General features: G+C 39.2%; 17 protein-coding genes and 2 other annotated features. Of the genes, 4 read left to right on the forward strand and 13 right to left on the reverse strand.

Annotated elements, in window-relative coordinates:
* The first annotated feature begins 333 nt into the window (after positions 1-333).
* Positions 334-1,842, forward strand: coding sequence for an AcpB/EbpR/MafR family transcriptional regulator (locus JJ692_RS17075; protein WP_056767742.1), 1,509 nt, complete (start codon positions 334-336; stop codon positions 1,840-1,842).
* A gap of 53 nt (positions 1,843-1,895) precedes the next feature.
* On the opposite strand, the gene JJ692_RS17080 is transcribed toward JJ692_RS17075, so the two are convergent.
* The 9 genes from JJ692_RS17080 to JJ692_RS17120 form a co-directional block, all read right to left on the reverse strand.
* Positions 1,896-2,177 carry a hypothetical protein gene (locus tag JJ692_RS17080; RefSeq protein ID WP_024425245.1) on the reverse strand — a complete coding sequence of 94 codons (282 nt, stop codon included), beginning with the start codon at positions 2,175-2,177 and terminating at the stop codon, positions 1,896-1,898.
* Positions 2,178-2,520: 343 nt separating this feature from the next.
* Positions 2,521-3,804: a hypothetical protein gene (locus JJ692_RS17085; protein WP_073204347.1), complete on the reverse strand. Its 1,284-nt coding sequence runs from the start codon at positions 3,802-3,804 to the stop codon at positions 2,521-2,523.
* A gap of 23 nt (positions 3,805-3,827) precedes the next feature.
* The gene (locus JJ692_RS17090; protein ID WP_070326765.1) at positions 3,828-4,397 is read right to left on the reverse strand and encodes a hypothetical protein; all 570 of its coding nucleotides are present in this window, start codon (positions 4,395-4,397) and stop codon (positions 3,828-3,830) included.
* 173 nt (positions 4,398-4,570) lie between these two features.
* Positions 4,571-6,493, reverse strand: a complete 1,923-nt coding sequence (gene thrS / locus JJ692_RS17095) for a threonine--tRNA ligase (protein ID WP_081372058.1) — start codon at positions 6,491-6,493, stop codon at positions 4,571-4,573.
* Between the two features lie 52 nt (positions 6,494-6,545).
* Positions 6,546-6,769, reverse strand: a binding site (T-box leader).
* A 37-nt stretch (positions 6,770-6,806) separates the two neighbouring features.
* Positions 6,807-7,030: a binding site (T-box leader), on the reverse strand.
* Between the two features lie 74 nt (positions 7,031-7,104).
* The gene (locus tag JJ692_RS17100) at positions 7,105-8,286 is read right to left on the reverse strand and encodes a DUF1835 domain-containing protein (RefSeq protein ID WP_073204345.1); all 1,182 of its coding nucleotides are present in this window, start codon (positions 8,284-8,286) and stop codon (positions 7,105-7,107) included.
* Between the two features lie 226 nt (positions 8,287-8,512).
* Positions 8,513-9,700 (reverse strand): MFS transporter, encoded by a 1,188-nt coding sequence (locus JJ692_RS17105; protein WP_073204342.1) that lies wholly within the window; start codon positions 9,698-9,700, stop codon positions 8,513-8,515.
* 26 nt (positions 9,701-9,726) lie between these two features.
* The gene (locus JJ692_RS17110; protein WP_073204339.1) at positions 9,727-10,554 is read right to left on the reverse strand and encodes a MerR family transcriptional regulator; all 828 of its coding nucleotides are present in this window, start codon (positions 10,552-10,554) and stop codon (positions 9,727-9,729) included.
* A gap of 138 nt (positions 10,555-10,692) precedes the next feature.
* The gene (locus JJ692_RS17115) at positions 10,693-11,016 is read right to left on the reverse strand and encodes a carboxymuconolactone decarboxylase family protein (protein WP_073204336.1); all 324 of its coding nucleotides are present in this window, start codon (positions 11,014-11,016) and stop codon (positions 10,693-10,695) included.
* A gap of 26 nt (positions 11,017-11,042) precedes the next feature.
* Positions 11,043-11,432 (reverse strand): tautomerase family protein, encoded by a 390-nt coding sequence (locus JJ692_RS17120; protein WP_073204333.1) that lies wholly within the window; start codon positions 11,430-11,432, stop codon positions 11,043-11,045.
* Positions 11,433-11,543: 111 nt separating this feature from the next.
* Between JJ692_RS17120 and JJ692_RS17125 the strand changes: the two genes are divergently transcribed.
* A complete protein-coding gene (locus JJ692_RS17125) occupies positions 11,544-12,428 on the forward strand; it encodes a LysR family transcriptional regulator (RefSeq protein ID WP_073204329.1) in 885 nt (294 codons plus the stop codon).
* A gap of 30 nt (positions 12,429-12,458) precedes the next feature.
* Here the strand turns inward: JJ692_RS17125 and JJ692_RS17130 are convergent, their stop codons facing one another.
* From JJ692_RS17130 to JJ692_RS17145, 4 genes are all read right to left on the reverse strand, one after another.
* Entirely contained in the window at positions 12,459-12,872 is a 414-nt protein-coding gene (locus JJ692_RS17130) for a DUF6508 domain-containing protein (RefSeq protein WP_206533989.1), read from the reverse strand.
* Between the two features lie 171 nt (positions 12,873-13,043).
* Positions 13,044-13,805: a methyltransferase domain-containing protein gene (locus JJ692_RS17135; RefSeq protein WP_370880846.1), complete on the reverse strand. Its 762-nt coding sequence runs from the start codon at positions 13,803-13,805 to the stop codon at positions 13,044-13,046.
* Between the two features lie 386 nt (positions 13,806-14,191).
* Entirely contained in the window at positions 14,192-15,577 is a 1,386-nt protein-coding gene (rlmD, locus tag JJ692_RS17140; protein WP_073204320.1) for a 23S rRNA (uracil(1939)-C(5))-methyltransferase RlmD, read from the reverse strand.
* 102 nt (positions 15,578-15,679) lie between these two features.
* Positions 15,680-16,549, reverse strand: a complete 870-nt coding sequence (locus JJ692_RS17145) for a DNA-3-methyladenine glycosylase family protein (RefSeq protein ID WP_073204317.1) — start codon at positions 16,547-16,549, stop codon at positions 15,680-15,682.
* Positions 16,550-16,983: 434 nt separating this feature from the next.
* On the opposite strand from JJ692_RS17145, the gene JJ692_RS17150 reads away from it, so the two are divergent.
* Positions 16,984-17,493 carry a hypothetical protein gene (locus JJ692_RS17150; protein ID WP_024425256.1) on the forward strand — a complete coding sequence of 170 codons (510 nt, stop codon included), beginning with the start codon at positions 16,984-16,986 and terminating at the stop codon, positions 17,491-17,493.
* Between the two features lie 134 nt (positions 17,494-17,627).
* On the forward strand, positions 17,628-18,587 hold the full coding sequence (gene corA, locus JJ692_RS17155) for a magnesium/cobalt transporter CorA (RefSeq protein WP_025093503.1): 960 nt from the start codon (positions 17,628-17,630) through the stop codon (positions 18,585-18,587).
* Positions 18,588-18,609: the final 22 nt, after the last annotated feature.

Consider the following 18,609-nt stretch of genomic DNA (forward strand, 5'->3'; position numbering starts at 1 on the left):
TCCTTTCTACTCCCTTTCATATGGTAATCAAAAAGCTGCTGCGTTTTATTCTTACATTTACCGTTTCATCAGCAAAAAAATAAACTTAAATATCTAAAATGATCCATTTTTATAGGATTCATGGCTTACTTATCACCTTTTAAAAGAAATATATGGAGAATCAGGGAATAACATTTGTTTTCGTCTAATTTTTTTCTCTTTTATCATGAAAAGTGAAGACAAAACGATTTAGCCTAAACATTAAAATCATTTTATGCCTATTTAGAAAATCAAATGTTCTTTAAGTGAACTTCATCATATAGAGGCAAGCCAAGGAAAGGAGTTAGTTGTTTAATGGAGCTCATTGATAATAAATCAAAGAGATGGATAAAAATTTTAAAACTGCTTGTATCAAAAGATAAGTGGTGGAGCCTTCAAGAGATATCGAATGAAAATATCGGCTCGGTTCGTGCGATTCAAAGCGATTTAGAACAAATGAAGTCGTTCCAAACAGAGAACGGAGAGCCGTTAATCCACATAAAGCCAAGACAAGGCATATCCATTTGTTATACACAGACGATACGAGTCGACTACTATATCAAAGAAATTCTAAAAGATACGATTGAAATTCGATTGATTGACGGCGTTTTCTTTGAACAAAACAGGTCTTTCTATGAATGGATGGACACGCTGAATATCAGTAGATCCACATTGTATAACACCATTCATAAAATCAATTCGCTTCTTATCTCGTATGACATTGAGTTACGACCAGATAGTATGCAGTTCCATGGAAATGAGAAGGAGATTCGTCAATTTTTTGTGGAATTTTTGTTTGAAGTGTATGGAAGCAGGCTTTGGCCATTCGAAGATATTCAAAAGCAAGATGCAGTTGATTTTTTACAAAAGCTATTTCAGGTGCTCGAAGTCAATCTTCCTGATGTGGCTATAGATAAATTTTGCCTATGGCTCGCCGTTTCCATACACCGAGTGAGGAAAAATTTTACCATACGACGCAATTATAGGTACTCAATGGATCAGGAAAAACAAACATCTACAGCTAAAGGTATCTATAAACAAATCAAAAACTTAGAAGAACACGTTTGCCAAATGACAAAGGACACTTTTGGTGTTACTTTGGATCGTCACGAATTTGTCTTTTTACTATTGATTGAACCAGCTATTGGCCATTATAAATCAATTGAAACTGTCGAAGAAAAATTGACGTTCTTTCAATCGCATACACCACACCTCTTCGAAGCCATTCATTCCTTTATCAATCAATTGGAGTTGATTTTTCATCAAGAGGTGGCTAATCGCAAGGCGATGACACTGATTCTGCTCCAATATTATGTGTATTCTAGGGAAATTACCGTAAGAGATGGATTCCTTTTCAAAAAGAAATCGAGGTATTTATCAGAGGTAAAAAAACAGCTTCCTTACTTCTATTCGAGGATTACTCATATCATCCAAGAGTTAAAAACAGACGATATACTTGCTTCTTTTGTGAAAAATGAACGAGAATTGATTCGTATCATTACTTCTAACTGGAGGGGGCTTGTTCATTTGGAAATGGATCGGAGAAACGTGTTGAACATTTTTGTCATTTCAACATTAGGTTATAATCATAGTTTGTTTATTGCGGATTTAATTAAATTAAGATTGCCTCCTCTCATTCATATTTTCACAAGTCCAGAAAATACATTAAATGAACTGACAATGGATCAACTTGGGATTGATATGGTTGTGACCGATACTGAGCTTCCTAATCAATTAGGACGGTCTACGCTGCTGATCAGCTCTTTTCCAACAAAGAAAGAAGTGGACAACTTGCACTCAAGATTGGTTGATATGACAAACTAATATTCACAAGAAAAGCTGCTGAGGAGCTCTCAAGCAGCTTTTTTGCTTCTGTATTAATGAAGCGCTATTTGTTCATTCATCAAATCAATGGCGTAAAGCGATTGCTCATATTCATCTAATAAAAGGTAGACTTTGAGCGGTGCAGCGGTTTGATCTGTCTGCTGCGTGAATAGAACACAAGTGAATTTTTCGATTCCTTCTGGCAGCTTGCTTTTCAGAAAAGGATGAAGAATAGGAGAGATTCGAAGGGTATCAACATCTTTCAGCCAAAGCTCATCTTGTAACGCGGGATAATGGTCAACCAAAAACTGACGAAACACTTCCAATGTACTCAAGGCAGATATCCTCACTTTCTTCTATTTATGGCTTTAAGCTTACCTAAAAACAAACATGTTCAACTCATCCTATGATCTTAGTCCGTCTAGTTTCGCTTACTACTAGAGACATGATTTCATTTTTTCTTCTAAAAGACTTGTAGATCAACTTTACTGCAATGGTTTTTCATTATGTATGACGTTTACTATATGAAATACGAATTTCAACCGATGGACCTATGATCATATTCTTATCTGTTTCTTTCGTGATGAAACGACAACTTCCTTCTACAAAATTCCATTTTTATTCTAAAAAGAGGAAAATGGAGCAAAAAAGAACAGCTGCTCACTGTTCTTTTAGAAGTTATGAAAGGTCTGTCAAAGAGAACACTTCACCGCTCACTGCATCAACGCCTTCATGACAGTCGAGCTTTCCGCATAAAACATATTGTTTTTGCACATCGTCATAGACGTAGATGGGTGTAAGTTCGAGGCGTTCTCTCAATGTTTCAAAGGCTTCTTTCTGAGTTATGGTGATTTCACTAGCTGTTTGAGATGGATTGAGTATCCCGCATACTTGAAACATCTCTTTTTTATCTATGTAATTAATGGCTTCAAAAGTGCTGGCATCAATGAAGACCTTGATCTTATCCATAAATCCACAGCCTTCTTGCTCATTCGTTTTTAATATCGCTTCGATGCAGCCATGGTCGCGGTGGAGTGTTTTTAGCACCCACTTCCCTGTATCCTTTGAATATTTTTGCGCCAAAAAGGTGCGAACCGCTTTGATACACTCAGCCTGCTCTTCTTTTGAGATCGGGAATGTATCCGGCGAAGGCTCCAGTGAGAAGGCTTGTTCAGCAGTAATGTCCTCGTTTATATCGATTTCCTTTTTTTCAAAAGCTTTGTTTGACGGTTCATTCCACTCCATGACCTGATTCATGTGGATACAATGCGTTTCTTCACGCCCAATTTCAAACGGTATCATTCCTGTTCCATCGTTCTTGATATAAATTTCTTCTAACGCATATATAGGGCGGATTCGATTCTGCTCGAAGGATGGCCAATCAAACCGCTGCACTTGCTGCTGAGCTAAATTCTCGAACCTATCAATGGAAAGCACATATTCTTCAGTTCTTAGTCGTTCTTTTGCCATAAATGGCCCTCGATGTATATAGTGAATGAGCTGCCCATGTTCATCCCATATCACTTCGATTCTGCCTGAAGGCGTCACTTTCACACCATCTATTGCTTCTTCGAAAAAAAGTTCCCCTTTCTCCTTTTGATGCATATGAAAATGCTCACCATAGACCAACCCTGTTTCTTGTTCGATCCATTGAATGACATGAGCTGGATAAGGCCTCTTAAATGTGACACCATTCTTCGCGAAGGTTTTGTCCATGACAAAAATGACCGTTTCAATCTGGCCTGTATTTAAGTTCACGTCAATCACAGCTGTGCCGTCCGGGTTTAGATCATCGTCCTCGGGTTCAGCTTCATGAGAGGGAAACCATTCCATATTCAATGTATAAACCGTTTCATTGAACATATTGACGTAGCGATGAAAACTGTGTCTTTTTAAATAGTAAAGATCTAAACCAAATTTCGCCTTTGTCTGATCGATCAGTTGTTGAATGTTTGCATTCATTTATTTCACCTCAAAATTCAGTTTTATGGAAGAAAAAAGATGACGATAAATCCGAATATGACAATCACTGATAATAATCCTAAAGCCATTGCCATCATGTTTGATTCCTTTGTAAAGCCTTTTAATCCATGCGCTTCCGTCGATCGGTCGATTTTTCTAAAGCGAAAGAGCATGCTTATATTGATAATGGCTAGAGCCATAACAAATAAGAAAATGAGAAACTTAGGTTCTATATGAAAAAATGGGGCTTGCATCGTTTGAAAACTAAATGACTGGAAGAACATTAGCCCGCTCAATACCAATTTCCAAATATTCTCCACTCTTTGTTCTTTCTCCCACTCTTTTCCCAATTTCTCTTTTTCATAAATGGCTACCTGCTCAAATATGGGAATGATAGACTTTGTTGATCCTTTTTTGATCAAGCCGTAAATACCTTGAAGGAGCATGAAGATTCCTAAACAAAGAAAGAAATATGTAAATTGAATTTCAACATTTTGAATCAAAATAAAAAAAATCAAGATCACCATGCCGAATAGTAAATTAGAGGTAACTACTTGTTTCGATCTCATCTTTTTCAGTGCTGCTTGTTCCATGCAATACTCCTCTCCGTTTTAAACGGTTTCTGTTGAACGCTCTATCTTTATTACGATTTTACCGAAAAAATGTTTCAATATTTTCCCTTTCCATTGCAGATTCAGTTTTTCTGCAAATGAAAAGACGCCCATCATTCAATGAACGTCTGATCCTTCTTCATAAAATCATCACATCATATCTGAGCAGCCGATCTGTCTTTGATTTGCTGAGCTGCTATGTGTTTAAAGTCCTCAATAGACAGCTCTTTTGACGTCTTTTCTCCGTGCTGTCTAATATTCAGTGTTTTTTCTTGCCTTTCTTTATCGCCGATGACCGCGATATAAGGGATTTTTTGTATTTGTGCTTCTCTCATTTTATAGCCAAGTTTTTCATCTCGCTCATCGATTGTGGCTCTTATTCCGATACTTCTTAATTGCTGCTGCACCTCTAAGCAGTGATCAAGGTGAACAGTTGAGACAGGGATGATTTGTACTTGTACTGGTGCTAGCCATAATGGGAAAGCGCCCGCAAAATGCTCGATGAGAATACCTAGGAAACGATCTAGAGAACCGAAAATGGCACTGTGAATCACAACTGGCCGTATCTTTTCATTTTTTTCGTTGATATATGTTAAATCAAATTTCTCTGGCATTTGGAAATCCAGCTGAATTGTGGCGCACTGATGGCTCCGCTGCAAGGCATCTTTAATATGAAAATCGATCTTTGGACCATAAAATGCGCCATCTCCTTCATTCAGCTGGTAGTCGACCTTTAGACGATCAAGCACATTTTTTAACGCTGTTTCGGATATATCCCAAATAGCATCATTGCCTAATGCTTTTTCTGGACGAGTGGATAGCTCGACTGAATACTCAAATCCAAATGTCCGATACACATGATCAACTAATTGGAAAATCCGTTTGATTTCAGCTTCGATTTGATCTTCTCTTAAAAAAATATGGGCATCATCTTGGCAAAATGTTCTGACCCTGAACAATCCATTTAACGCTCCGCTAAATTCATGACGATGCACCTGACCAAACTCAGCCATTCTGATCGGAAGGTCTCTGTAGGAATATAAGCTGTTTTTGAACATAAGCATGTGCCCTGGACAGTTCATCGGTTTTAAAGCAAAGCTTGTATGGTCTACTTCTGAGAAATACATATTTTCATGATAATGATCCCAGTGCCCTGACTTTTCCCAAAGCTCTTGGTTCATCATAAACGGTGTACTCACTTCTTCGTATTGCGCTTTGCCTCGCACTTCTCTTGAAAAGGCCATTAATTCATTTTTGACAATCTGACCTTTTGGTAAATAAAACGGCATACCTGGCGCTTCTTCTGAAAACATAAAGAGGGACAACTGTTTCCCTAATTTCCGGTGATCACGTTTATTTGCTTCTTCCATGAAATGAAGATACTCAGCGAGATGCTTTGGGTGTTGAAACGCCACACCATACACTCGCTGCAAGACATCCTGATGACTGTCTCCCCGCCAATAAGCCCCTGCAACACGTGTTAGTTTAAATGACTTTACGTACCCTGTAGTAGGTACATGCGGCCCGCGGCATAAATCTACAAATTCTCCTTGCTGATAAACCGTGATGGCTTCTTGAGAGGGTAAATCTTTTAAAATATCCAGCTTATAAGGATCATGTGCAAACAGCACTTCAGCTTCTATGTAAGAGACCTCTTTTCTTTGGATAGGATGATTCTCATTTATGATGTTTTTCATCTCTTTTTCAATTTCTGCTAAATCCTCTACGCTTAATGATTGATTGAGCTTCATATCATAGTAAAATCCGTTTTCAATGACCGGTCCGATCCCCAGTGTGACATTGTCATATAACCTTTTCACAGCCTGGGCTAATACGTGTGCAGATGTATGGCGCATCACTTCAAGCCCTTCTTTTGAATCAAGTGTGACAATAGACAGCCAAACATCGCTGTATAGCTTTTTACTTAAATCAACCATTTGATCATTGACCTTACCCGCCACTGCTTTTTTTCTTAAGCTCGGACTAATATGGGAGGCAACATCTGCGACAGTCGTACCTGCGGGAAACTCCTTTATCTTTCCATCCGGAAATTGAATCTTCACCATGTTTTCTCTCATAACCGACACACCTTTCCTATTTTTTGAAATAAAAAAACACATCCATCCCGCGTAAAGGGACGAATGTGTAATCCGTGGTTCCACCCAAATTCCCATAATGCGTATTCGCTTTATGGCTCTGGTGCCGTAACGTGGCATTGACGGTATTGGATACTGCAATTTTCCCCAATACAGCTCAAAGGTGGTAAGACAGCTTTTCTGCGTTAGGAAGATTTCAGCGTCACTTCCCTCTCTGGTAACCGTAAAAGCTGCTCATGTCCTTTTCAAAGCAATGATCCTATATGAGTGAACAAAAAAACACACCCATCCCTCATAAAGGGACGAATGTGATATCCGTGGTTCCACCCAAATTCCCATAATGCGTATTCGCTTTATGGCTCTGGTGCCGTAACGTGGCGTAAACGATATTGGATACTGTGATTTCCCCAATACAGCTCAAAGGTGGTAAGACAACTTTTCTGTGTTAGGAAGATTTCAGCGTGACTTCCCTCTCTGGTAACCAGTAAAAATCGCTCATGTCCTTTTCTTCGCTTTTAATTTCTCCATATCTTACATGATGATGATGGATTGTGTAAAGCTTTATTTTGTACAGTGATAAGAAAATTCATTCTTTAAATGTAATATTGCGCGTATTCACTTGGGCTGTATTCAATTTGAAACGCAGGAGATAAGGCTCGTTTCACTTCTTCAGTGATACGCTCTCCTTCTTGATTGAACTTCCTTTCCATGTCTACACCATTTGGCAGCAAATCATCGGTCTCTTCGTCAAACCAGCGGCCATACTGTATGTTCCAATTCCAAATCTTTGAAAAGAGTGTATCACTCATTGGTACATCATCTCTTTCTAAATGACATTCGCAATACCCACACTGAAAAGGTTCACCGTAATCTCCTTCAATTTTCACAAAGGGATGATCCTTAAACTCTCGACAGCACACCCATTTTTTGAAGTGCTGACCAAACTCTGTCAGTTTAATTGAGTAATAACGCATGGAAGTTAGTTTACCTTTCATATCAAAAATCTCTTGATCAATTAATTTCTTGATTCGATATTCAATAAAATCATCGCCGATATACTGATCTAAATGACCAATGACTTCTCCTATTAAACGTGGAGTTACAATGTACTCGTCTTCTGGCGCGGACTGATGAAGCCGCTTAGCCATTTTCACTAAATAAGCATCAAATTCATCTTCTGGTACGCTGATCGTTTGTCCTTTTTTCCATATCCGCAGCGTATGATTTTCTTTAGCAAATGAAAGCCATTCGTTTTGTAATTTTTCTCTTTCTTCTGTTGATACTGTGTGAATATGCTCTTTACTTCTGTACAAAACCTTCAATTTTTCAGATGTGATTTCCCCGGAATGTCGAATATCCATTCTTCTTGTATTAGTATTGAACAGCTGATCAAATGCAGTCGTTGTATTGATTACAGACAATTCTATGCTTTTCTCTTTTAATAAATAGACGGCATATCGCAAGCCAATTTGCTCATGTGCATTACTGCCTGTCCAGATGAGAATACGACTGCCAGCTTTTATTTCTTTAATTTGCTGAAGCATTCTGTGCTGATCGTTGACCATGTCGTCAAAATAGCCATATTCATTTGACATCACGTTACGCAGCCACTCTATACGGTTCGCTTGTCCTTCATCTTCGTGTAAATGTAGAAGTGGTCCAATCGAATAAATATCATCAAAAGCGATGATATCATCTATTTGATCTTGCTTCATTTCACGTACTGCTTGTTTTAAACTACCGGCAGCTGCCGCCCCAAATATGATATGTATCATTATTCGTCTCCCTTTATCTTACAGTTTATTTCATCTTCACCTATTCATGGTTCTTGCGTCAATTCTATTGAGTCAATTTCATTCAAAAGTATGACAAGGAGATCAGGTATTTACAGAAGTAATAAAGCAGAACTAAAGAGATAAGAATTTTTATAAAAAAACCCTACGAAACTGGGCCAAGGAACTACCCGAAAGAAGTAGTTCCCACAATACAAAACTGAATATGTTACCTTCCTTGCTCCATCACCTTCAAACTCTTCTGCTGAGAGATTCGGTCAAACGCCACCATCAAGATGGTCATGAGTAAAGCAAGAAGAACCGTTCCAGCGCTGATCCAGCTCAGGTTCAATATAGATGTCCTGCTCAATACAAGCCCTCCTAACCCCGAGCCTAAAGCAAAACCGAATTGAATAAACGATGTATTGACACTTAATGCGATATCAGGAGATTTGGGTACAAGTGTGACGAGATACAGCTGCTGAGCTGGCGATGTGCTCCATGTAGCAATCATCCATATCATGATCACCGCCACCATGACCACGAGATTCCCTGTCACAAATGCCAGCAGCATCAGCATGATGATTTGTAGAATAATTCCGGAGAAAATCGTGAATGTTGGGCCTTTTTTATCTGCTGCAACCCCTCCAAGACTGGAGCCCAAAAAGCTACATATTCCCGCTAGTAATAAAATACCACTGATTTCTGTGATGCTAAGGTTTGCTGATTCTTGCAGGAAGGGCGTTAAATAGGTAAATAAAGTGGAATATCCGCCTACATAAAAGAGTGTCACTGCCACTGCAAGCAAAATTCTCTTATCTTTTAATATCGATAATTGCATACCTAGCGTCACCGGTTCTTGTTCTTTTATAGAAGGGATGCGCCTATACACAACTATCATCGGAATGAGCGTGATCAATCCAATGGCTGCAAATAATGCTTTCCATCCAATCATGCTGCTTAGAAATGTCCCGATTGGCACACCTAAAACTAAGGAACTGCTTAATCCCATTAAAATGATGCCAATCGCTGTTCCTCTTTTTTCTCGTTCGACAAGACGAGTGGCCACTGCCATTGCCACCACAATGGCCGTTCCCCCACTAATTCCTTGTAAAACCCTAGTCATCAGCACCATTTCAAACGAATGGCTGACACTTGTGATGATATTACTTAAAGCAAAAATGATCAGCATCCATGATAATATTTTTCTACGGTCGATATTGATGGTCAGTGCAATGACAATCGGCGCGCCGATTGCTGCTGAGAGCGCTAATGACGTGACCAATAATCCAGTAGCAGATGTCGTGACCTGTAAATCATCTGCGACCATCTGGATAATGCCTGTAATGATATATTCGATCGTTCCAATTAAAAAGGCTGCTAAAGCAAGTAAATAGACAACGGCTTTATTTTTCATCGTGGCTTTTCTCCTTTGGACAATGTTTACGATTTGACTTCATTTTTTATAGGAATTTGAATTTCAATGAGTCTGCCTTCTTCATTTTCAGCCAACGGGTAATAAATCTCTCGGCCCGGCTGATCTTCTTTCACGCGGTATCCGTTATGTTCAATCCATGTCGCCAGATCAACACAAGCAGATTGTGCAAATGGAGAATCTGAATGAAATAAGAGCGTCGCCAAGGTTTCTTCAGCTGGTAACGTGCGCATCGTAATTCCCTGAGGAAGAGAGCCCCTTAACGCTTTCGCGGAATAACCAACCTCAAATTCGAACTCACTTTCTTGAGCAGGTGATTCCCTCCACAACACGATTTGCGGCTCAGAGTTCAATTCTTGCGGATGTTTATGTAACAAATGATGAAACGTTTGAAAGAATGTTGGGATTTCGTCAACAGTTCCGTTGGATTGAAAAGACATGATGCGTTTACTTTCAACCGATTTGATGATGACCTCCTGCGCTTTTTCAACACACCCCTCTCGTTTGATGAGGTGCATCCGCTCCTTAATACGCGCTAATTTCTGTTGTTCTCTCTCGATCAATTGCTGAATTTCACTCTCTTTCAAGAGAAACATGCCCTGAATCTGCTCGACAGAAATATCTTCACGAAGAAGCTGACCCATTTGCTTTAACGTAAAACCTAATTCCTTGTACAGAAAAATCCGATTGACCTCAAGCAGCTGCTCAGCTGAATAATACCGGTATCCGGAATCTTGATCGATCTGCTTAGGCTTTAATAAATCAATCTGGTCATAATACCTTAAGGTTTTGACAGGGACTTTACTTAACATAGAAAAATCACCGATTTTAAACATCCTGCATCTCCTCCGATTTGTTAATCTGATCAAAGTATAAACCTTTCAGTAAAGGGGAAAGTCAACAGGAGATTTTAAAATTCAATTTATTGCATATAAAAAGCCCTATTTCAAATAGGGCACGTTGTTTGATGAACTTTATTCGTCCTCCAAAATATGTTTAGCCGCTTCTAGTGCTGAAGCTGCTTTAGGCCATCCGATATAAAAACTAAGATGAGTGATGACTTCAATCAATTCGTTCTTCGTGACACCATTTTCTTTGGCAAGATGTAAATGGTATTCCAGCTGATTCAGGCTGCCCGTACTTACTAAGGCTGATAATGTAATCAGACTACGATCTCTAAGAGAGAGTTCCTCTCTCCTCCACAAATCTCCAAAGAGAACTTTTTCTGAATACTCAACAAATGCTGGGGCAAAATCTCCGAGAGTGAATTTTACAGTTGGCTTGATTGGTTGATGCATAGCTATTTCCCCTTTCATTCGTTCTGTTACTTGATCATCTGCGCAAGTCCTTCTCCAAAGGACCAATTCTCCAACCCTGTCTCATACAGCATAATGAATACATTTTCTTTCGAGATATGAAGCTGGCAATACAACTGGTCAGCTATTTCCTTATATAAAGACTGCTTCTGCCCGTCGGTTCTTCCTGGACCACATGTAATTTGGATATATAAAAGACGATGATCTCTTTCATGACGAAGAAGATAATGGGGATTATAAAAAAATTCTTCTTTCTTATGTGAACTGAATACCTGAAAGTAGTCTTTTTTAGGAACTTGAAATTCTTTCATCAGCGCCTTCATGATCGTTTGGCTAACAGAAGCTAAGCTTTCTGTATCGTACGCATTTTCCATATAGCTGACTTTTACAAATGGCATGAATGTCATCTCCTTTTTTCTGTCTACATTCATTTTACATCCCAACACTTGTTTTATATAATTGAATAATATATAAAATTGTATTCATAAAATGAATGGAGATTATTAGAAATGGACTTAAAAGAGTTAAAAGCATTTCAAGCCATCATTCAGGAAGGGACATTCTCAAAAGCCGCTCAAAAATTGAATTATGCACAGTCAACCATAACGAATCAGATCAAACGATTAGAGAAGGAGTTAGGATTTCAATTGTTTGTAAGAGGATGGGAGGCTGAATTAACCCCTTCAGGACAATTGTTTGCCAAAGAGATTGATCAGCTGATACTCCATTGGCATTTTGTATTAGAGCAATCACAAAAACTCCAAAAAGAAGAAATCGGAACCTTGAATATAGGCGTCATAGAACCAATTGCTGCCACTATTCTTCCTTCCGTCCTTCAAACATTCAGGAGGCAAAAACCGAATATCACATGCCACTTTATCATTGGTAATACAGACTTTCTTCACAAGCTTCTGCTCAAGGGTGAGATTGATTTTGCCGTTGCAGGGGAACCTGTGATGAATACACTTCCGTTTGAGGAGTTGTACAAGGAGGAAATGTCTTTTATTATCGCAAAACAGCAGGCAGATCAAGTCGGACCGATTTCATTGATCAAGGATCTTTATGAACAGCCTTTGATTATTGGCGGGGAAAGTTGTTTATATCACATGAAATTACAAAAGGAACTCTCAAGAATAAATGTCGAGCCGTTCACTTACACCATCAGCCAGATTTCAGCGATTCCATCATTTCTAAAGGCGTTTCCTTCCGTCGGGGTGGTGCTTTCTTCTACCCCATTATCAGACGAATTTGTTAAAGTTCCAATAGAAATAGAGGACCCTTTTATCCCAATAGGAATCTTAACTCATAAGGAACCCCATCTCTCTCTGGAAAACACCAAGCAGCTGCTGCTTGATCTATTTCGTCAAGAAGTGGAGCAATTCACATGCTCATAATCTCGTTTCAGAAATAAAAAAACCTAGATGTCATACATCTAGGTTTTTCAATCTTTCAAGCCATTTTAAGATGGCTCCACTTTTAAAAGAACCCAATATGGCACCATCGCAAAACCGCTCAGCACTCACCACTCCCATGATGAGTGCAAGTATACACTGCGCATTTAAATGTGAGAGGTCCACATTCTCGATATCGTTCAATCCACCTTCAATGCCATTTTCTTTGAGGATTTCTCTGTAGCGGATAAGCTCCAGCTCTTGATGTTGTTCCGCAAAGGTATAGACATCTTCGATAAAGTGACGGACAGTTTCGGAATAATGGACAAAAGGCATCTGGATTGGGCGTTCAGCTGTTCCATCATTTTCTTGGTCGATCACCCATTCTCCTATACGATCCTCCTGAAGCATCGGTATGTATTTTGTTAGAATCTCGAATTGACTCATCGTTATCCTCCTCTATTTTTTTAGAATGTTTTCAAGCCTAACAATATTATAAGGAAACATATGATGAATCGTACGTTTTATTATTTTTCAGCTCATGTATCGTGCATACAGAAGTGCATTAGTTCAGAATTAAGCTGGAGCCTTCATAAATATCGAAGACTCCATTTCCAACTAAACTGCTTTAGCTAAAATAATAAATCGGTGTTGTTTTGCGTCAAAATAACCCTTTTGTTCAATGATTTTATGAATGGTGTATAATTCATCCTTGAAATTACTTATTTCAAAACCTGGCACTTGCCAAGAAATTGCTTTCAGATAATACACCAATGCTCCGATATCATAAAATCTTTGAATAGGGAACTCTTCTGCACTTTTCAACACCTCAAAATGATTCTCCTGTATTTCGTTTAAAGCTTTCTTTAAGTTCCAATCAATAAAATCTTTATTTATTGGTACCCTTAGATTCTCATTAATCTCTATGCAATCGAGTCCACCGACTTGTTGAGTTAGAAAAATACCTTCTTTCGAGATAATTCTTCTCACCTCTTTAGATGAAAATGACTCATGTTGATTGATGATAAGATCAAATTTTCCAGTCTCAAACGGAAGATTTTCATCATTAGAAATTTGAACAACCTTAACTCCTAAAGGGGTTAATCGTTCTTTTGCGATAGGTACATTAGGCAAATAACCTTCTGTAGCATAAACTGATGTTGGAAAAGGTCTTAATTTTGATAAGAACTCTCCACCACCTGTTCCCATATCCAGCATCGATTTTGCACTTTGAACAAGAGAAGTAGCTATACTACCATATGACCATGAAAGCAACTCACTTTTCATTCTTCCAGTTTCAGATATGAATGAGAAATCCCACCCAACAAAAGGTTCATCTGCTTGTTTTAAAAACGATGAAAACTGTTTGTCATTCATCATAATCCCTCCAATTATCATTTTGAGTTTAATGATTAAATATTTGGCGGGCCTCTTACGAATGTATAAAGTTGTTATATTTCATGTTCTTTCAGTCTCATATTGAATCACTCCCATTAAAAATACTTAAAATTATATTTAAGGAGCACCTTGCCGAAGACCTTGATTTTATATTCATCCAGCTGATAATTGAGTGAGACATGAGTTGTTTTGAGAATCGAGAGTACATGATGGGTGTCTCATTATAGAGGACTAAGTACAATAAGAATCCGAATAGGAAAAATAGATTGTTAGTTAAAGTAAAACCCCTCCTGTTGGAAGGGTTTTTATCATTTAGATCCTGCCTTTTCTATTGCTGGTTTCGGTCCATCATAGCTGTCATTTCCTTTTTACTTAAGAGATAAAGACACCACACACTCAACATGAGCCGTATGCGGAAACATATCAACTGGCTGCATGTATTCGATCTTGTAGTCTTTTGACATGTATTGAAGGTCTTTTGCTAGTGTGGATGGGTTGCAAGAGACGTAGACAAAGCGTTTTGGTTTGACTTGTTTGACGGTGTCTAAGAAGGTGCGCTCGCAGCCTGTTCTTGGCGGGTCGACGACGATGACGTCAGGACGGAAGCCTTCTTTGACCCATTTTGGCAGCCAATGTTCAGCTGTTCCTGTTACATAGGTCGCGTTTTTCATGCCGTGTTTTTTGGCATTTTTCTTGGCATCATCAATCGATTCTTTGATGACATCCATTCCTCGTACTTCTTTGGCGCCATCTGAAAGCCACATCCCAATGGTCCCAACACCGCAATACGCATCGACAACCTTTTCTTTTCCTGTCAGTTTGGCCGCTTTTTTCGCTTCATCGTAAAGCTTTAGCGTCTGCTTTGGATTCAATTGGAAGAAAGCACGTGCACTTAGTTCAAAGGAGACGTCTCCTAAAAATTCTTGGATGACCATATTGCCGGCTAGGTGAGATGTTTTATGGCCGAAGATGACTGATGTTTTTTCACCATTGATATTGTGCATGATAGACGTCACTTCAGGCAGTCGTTTTTGAATGGCTTCTGCGATTTCTTTTTTCTTTGGAAATTCAGGTTTTGATGTGACAAGAACGACTTGTACTTCACCTGTTTCAAAGCCGACACGCACGACAATCGAGCGTACGTCGCCTTTTCTTGTCCGTTCATTGTAGACAGATACGCCGAATTTCTCTAAAATTTTGCGGACAACGCCCGTTGTTTTGTTCGTTTTTGGATGCTGCACGATACATTCCTTGATCGGAACAAGCTTATGAGAATTCAATCCGTAAAGTCCTGCAATGATGTCTCCGCTGTGAGAACGTCCTACTTGGAACTGACTTTTGTTTCGGTAATGCCACGGATCTTCCATGCCGATCGTTGGCCGAATATCAAGCTTTTCAACCGATAGCTTTGTATGGCGCTCCATTGATTGAATGACAATATCACGCTTTTCATTTAGCTGCTGCTCATACGCCAAATGCTGCAGCTGACAGCCGCCGCACTGTTCGTATACTGGGCATGGCGGTTTGACTCGATGCTCGGAGCGCTTTCGCACTTTCCTCACTGTACCTTCTGCATATTTTGCTTGGACATTCGTTGCTTCAACGACCACTTCCTCACCTGGAAGTGCACCTGGGACAAAGACCACTTGCTTTTTAAAATAACCGACCCCTTCACCATTAATGCCAAGGCGTTTAATGGTAAGCGGGAACTGCTGTCCCTTTTGCAAAAGGGCACCTTGCTGTTTTTCTTTCACTTTATTCTCTCCGTTCTATTTGAACCCTTGATAGGTTGTCTTCATTTTATTCCATCTCATTAGTATATCACGTCTTAGACAAAGAGAGAAAATTCCTTTCCGTTATTTATCTGTCTCAATGCTTCTCCATAAATATAAAGAAGCGTAGCTTAAATATGGGGTCCATTCCTTGCTTAGCGCTGACATCTCTTCTTTTGTCGGTTTTTCAGGCAGGTCGAAGTGCCGTTTGATTGCATTTTGAATGCCGATATCTGCCATCGGAAAAAGATTTGGTCTTCCAAGCCCATTCATGAGCACATTTTGAACCGTCCAAGGTCCGATCCCTCTAATCGGAAGCAATCGCTCTTCCACCTCCAAATCAGATAAATCGTGTAATTCCTCTAAACAAAGTGAGCCGCTCACAATTCGTTTCGATACATCGATGACATATTCTGCTTTTCGCTGACTAAATTGAAGCTTTCTCAAATCATCTGTCTCAAGAGAGGCAATGGTTTCAGGTAAAGGATCAAACCATACACCTTCTATTTGCTCTCCGTACGTATGGACAAATCGTTTCGTGAGCTCGTAAGCAAACGAAAGATTAAGCTGCTGATGAATGATACATTTCATTAAACAATGATATAAATGGAAATCAAGCATGAGCGGCGTTCCGATATGCTGCTCAAAAATGGGCGCTAGATTGGTTTGAGAAAAATGGTCTTGAATTATGTGTAATTGATGCTCCATGCCAAATATCCGTTTCACCTCAGAAAGAAGGGGTTCCTCTGGACCGTCTGCCCGCACCCGAAACATAGGTGCATCTTTTGTTCCAGTAGCTTGAACGATGACCACATAAGGTTTTTGCTCTAATCTGATCGGCACTTTGATTTCTCTTTGATTCAAATCGACTGCTTTTAATGGATCACTTGATAAGCGTCTAAGCACTTGATCGAAATGATACGGCGGCTCTACCACCAGCTGTTTTTCCCACATACATGTCCTCTTCCTTTCTGCAAACATACGCAGATGTGATTGTTTCATTTTGCATGAATGATTCTCTAGATTGAATACTTTTAAACATAAAGAGTACAAGAATTTATCAGTTATATCTTCCTTATTTGTGGTCATTCTCCTTTTGGATAGACGAAAGTTTTTAGTCGAATTCAGCTAAAATTCGACAGCCTCCTACAACATTTTAGGCTCATTTTCCTTAAATTAGAAATAGAACCTCTGGGTGATATCTTCCATTCCAAAAAAATTTGTATAATTATGACATATCAAGGAGGTGAACAAAGAAATTAGCGGATTAGGCAATCATTTGTTTTATCTTGCAGGAACATATTTACCTCATTGATGACCGGCTTCACTTAGTTTCACATTTTACAAAAAAGAAGACCCAAAATTTAAAAACAAAGGAGATCCGACCAATGAAAAAAACAATTCTTTCTGTTGCCCTTGCCACTGCTGTTTCTTCGACACTGCCAGTATTCGCTGACGCTGCTGAGCCAAAAACTTCAGCACCTGTTTCTACTACACTTCAGCAAACTGTCTTAAACAAAGCTGCTGAAGGTAAAGCATCTACAACTGCAGGAAACGTTAATATTAACTTTGATGTACTTGGTATTGCAAATGCATTAATCAATGCTGCAAATGCTAACACAAACCGTGAAGGCTTTGTCAAAGGATTAATGGAGTCTGCTTTCTATGCTGCTGGCGCAAAATACAATGTCATGGTATTTAACTTAAGCCAAGGTTATGAGACTCGTTTCAACGGCGTCAAAACGTTTGCTACTGTGAAATACGGAAGTATTACGTACGGAGTCTGGGTATTCGAAAATGGATCTTTCACAAACAAAGGTGACGGCGGCTACATCAACTGGGCATTTAGAGGCTGGTTCGACCGTAATGGTGGTTTCGTCAACTTCCGTCGTCCTTAATTCTCGGTTTTATCCATCAATCATACACGCACATTGAACCGATCTCAAAAATGAGATCGGCTTTTTTTTATGAAGAAAACGTATAAGTTCACCGGTGCTGCTTCATGATATAATGCAAGTCTGGAGGGGTGCACATGCTGAGAAAACTTGCAGTGACAAAAAACGGCGACTTGATTGAACATGCAACATTGCAGCAGCTTTCAAGCCCCGATATCGCCTGGTATTGGATTGATTTTCATGCGCCAACGGAAAAGGAAGCAGCCCTTTTAAAGGAATATTTTCATTTCCATCCACTCGCGATTGAAGATTGTTTTCATTATTTACAGCGGCCCAAGCTTGATTTTTATGAAGGGTATTTGTTTTTCGTGCTGCATGCCCTTAATCAAAAAACGCTTCGTTCTGAGGAAGTCGATCTGTTTGTTGGTGAAAACTATATCGTGACCTTTCATTTGAAGGAAGCACCGTACGTTGAACGTGTGATTCGAAAGCTCAAAGGGTCTGATAAAGCGAGAAACAGCGGACCTGAGCATATAGCCTACATGCTGATTGATCAGCTTGTTGATGATTATTTCCCTATTATTTATCAAATTGAAGACAGGCTGAATGAAATTGAGGATGAAGAAGGGCATAAAACGTATGGCACGTTGATGAACGAAGTATTCGGGATTCGCTCAGATTTACTTAAACTGCGAAGAACGATTATCCCGATGAGGGACCTTTTATATCGTATTGTGAACACAAATATGATGAAAAGCGATACAAACCGCCAAGCGTATTTTAATGATATTTATGATCATCTATTAAAACTAACCGAAATTGTTGAGTCAAACCGTGATATGACAGCCGATTTACGAGACAGCTATCAGACGCTGAATTCCAACCGGATGAATGCAATCATGATGACATTGACCATTGTGTCGACCATTTTTATTCCACTGACCTTTATTGTTGGGGTGTACGGAATGAACTTTGACAACATGCCTGAATTACACTGGAAATACGGCTATTTTGGCGTGCTGATATTCATGGGTCTCCTCGTCTCGGGGATGCTTTTGTGGTTTAAACATAAAGGGTGGTTCAGGATTTTTAAATAGTGTTGACTCTTTTTCAAATCAT

The organism is Bacillus sp. 3a (genome assembly GCF_017161885.1).
GTDB lineage: Bacteria > Bacillota > Bacilli > Bacillales > Bacillaceae > Bacillus > Bacillus safensis.

Coding starts and splice junctions, on each gene's coding strand:
- corA (WP_025093503.1), top strand. CDS start 17,628: ATGCTGAGAAAACTTGCAGTGACAAAAAACGGCGACTTGATTGAACAT.
- JJ692_RS17135 (WP_370880846.1), bottom strand. CDS start 13,805: ATGATGAATGACAAACAGTTTTCATCGTTTTTAAAACAAGCAGATGAA.
- JJ692_RS17130 (WP_206533989.1), bottom strand. CDS start 12,872: ATGAGTCAATTCGAGATTCTAACAAAATACATACCGATGCTTCAGGAG.
- JJ692_RS17125 (WP_073204329.1), top strand. CDS start 11,544: ATGGACTTAAAAGAGTTAAAAGCATTTCAAGCCATCATTCAGGAAGGG.
- JJ692_RS17085 (WP_073204347.1), bottom strand. CDS start 3,804: ATGAATGCAAACATTCAACAACTGATCGATCAGACAAAGGCGAAATTT.
- JJ692_RS17110 (WP_073204339.1), bottom strand. CDS start 10,554: ATGTTTAAAATCGGTGATTTTTCTATGTTAAGTAAAGTCCCTGTCAAA.
- JJ692_RS17120 (WP_073204333.1), bottom strand. CDS start 11,432: ATGCCATTTGTAAAAGTCAGCTATATGGAAAATGCGTACGATACAGAA.
- thrS (WP_081372058.1), bottom strand. CDS start 6,493: ATGAGAGAAAACATGGTGAAGATTCAATTTCCGGATGGAAAGATAAAG.
- JJ692_RS17090 (WP_070326765.1), bottom strand. CDS start 4,397: ATGGAACAAGCAGCACTGAAAAAGATGAGATCGAAACAAGTAGTTACC.
- JJ692_RS17145 (WP_073204317.1), bottom strand. CDS start 16,549: ATGTGGGAAAAACAGCTGGTGGTAGAGCCGCCGTATCATTTCGATCAA.
- JJ692_RS17100 (WP_073204345.1), bottom strand. CDS start 8,286: ATGATACATATCATATTTGGGGCGGCAGCTGCCGGTAGTTTAAAACAA.
- JJ692_RS17075 (WP_056767742.1), top strand. CDS start 334: ATGGAGCTCATTGATAATAAATCAAAGAGATGGATAAAAATTTTAAAA.
- JJ692_RS17115 (WP_073204336.1), bottom strand. CDS start 11,016: ATGCATCAACCAATCAAGCCAACTGTAAAATTCACTCTCGGAGATTTT.
- JJ692_RS17150 (WP_024425256.1), top strand. CDS start 16,984: ATGAAAAAAACAATTCTTTCTGTTGCCCTTGCCACTGCTGTTTCTTCG.
- JJ692_RS17105 (WP_073204342.1), bottom strand. CDS start 9,700: ATGAAAAATAAAGCCGTTGTCTATTTACTTGCTTTAGCAGCCTTTTTA.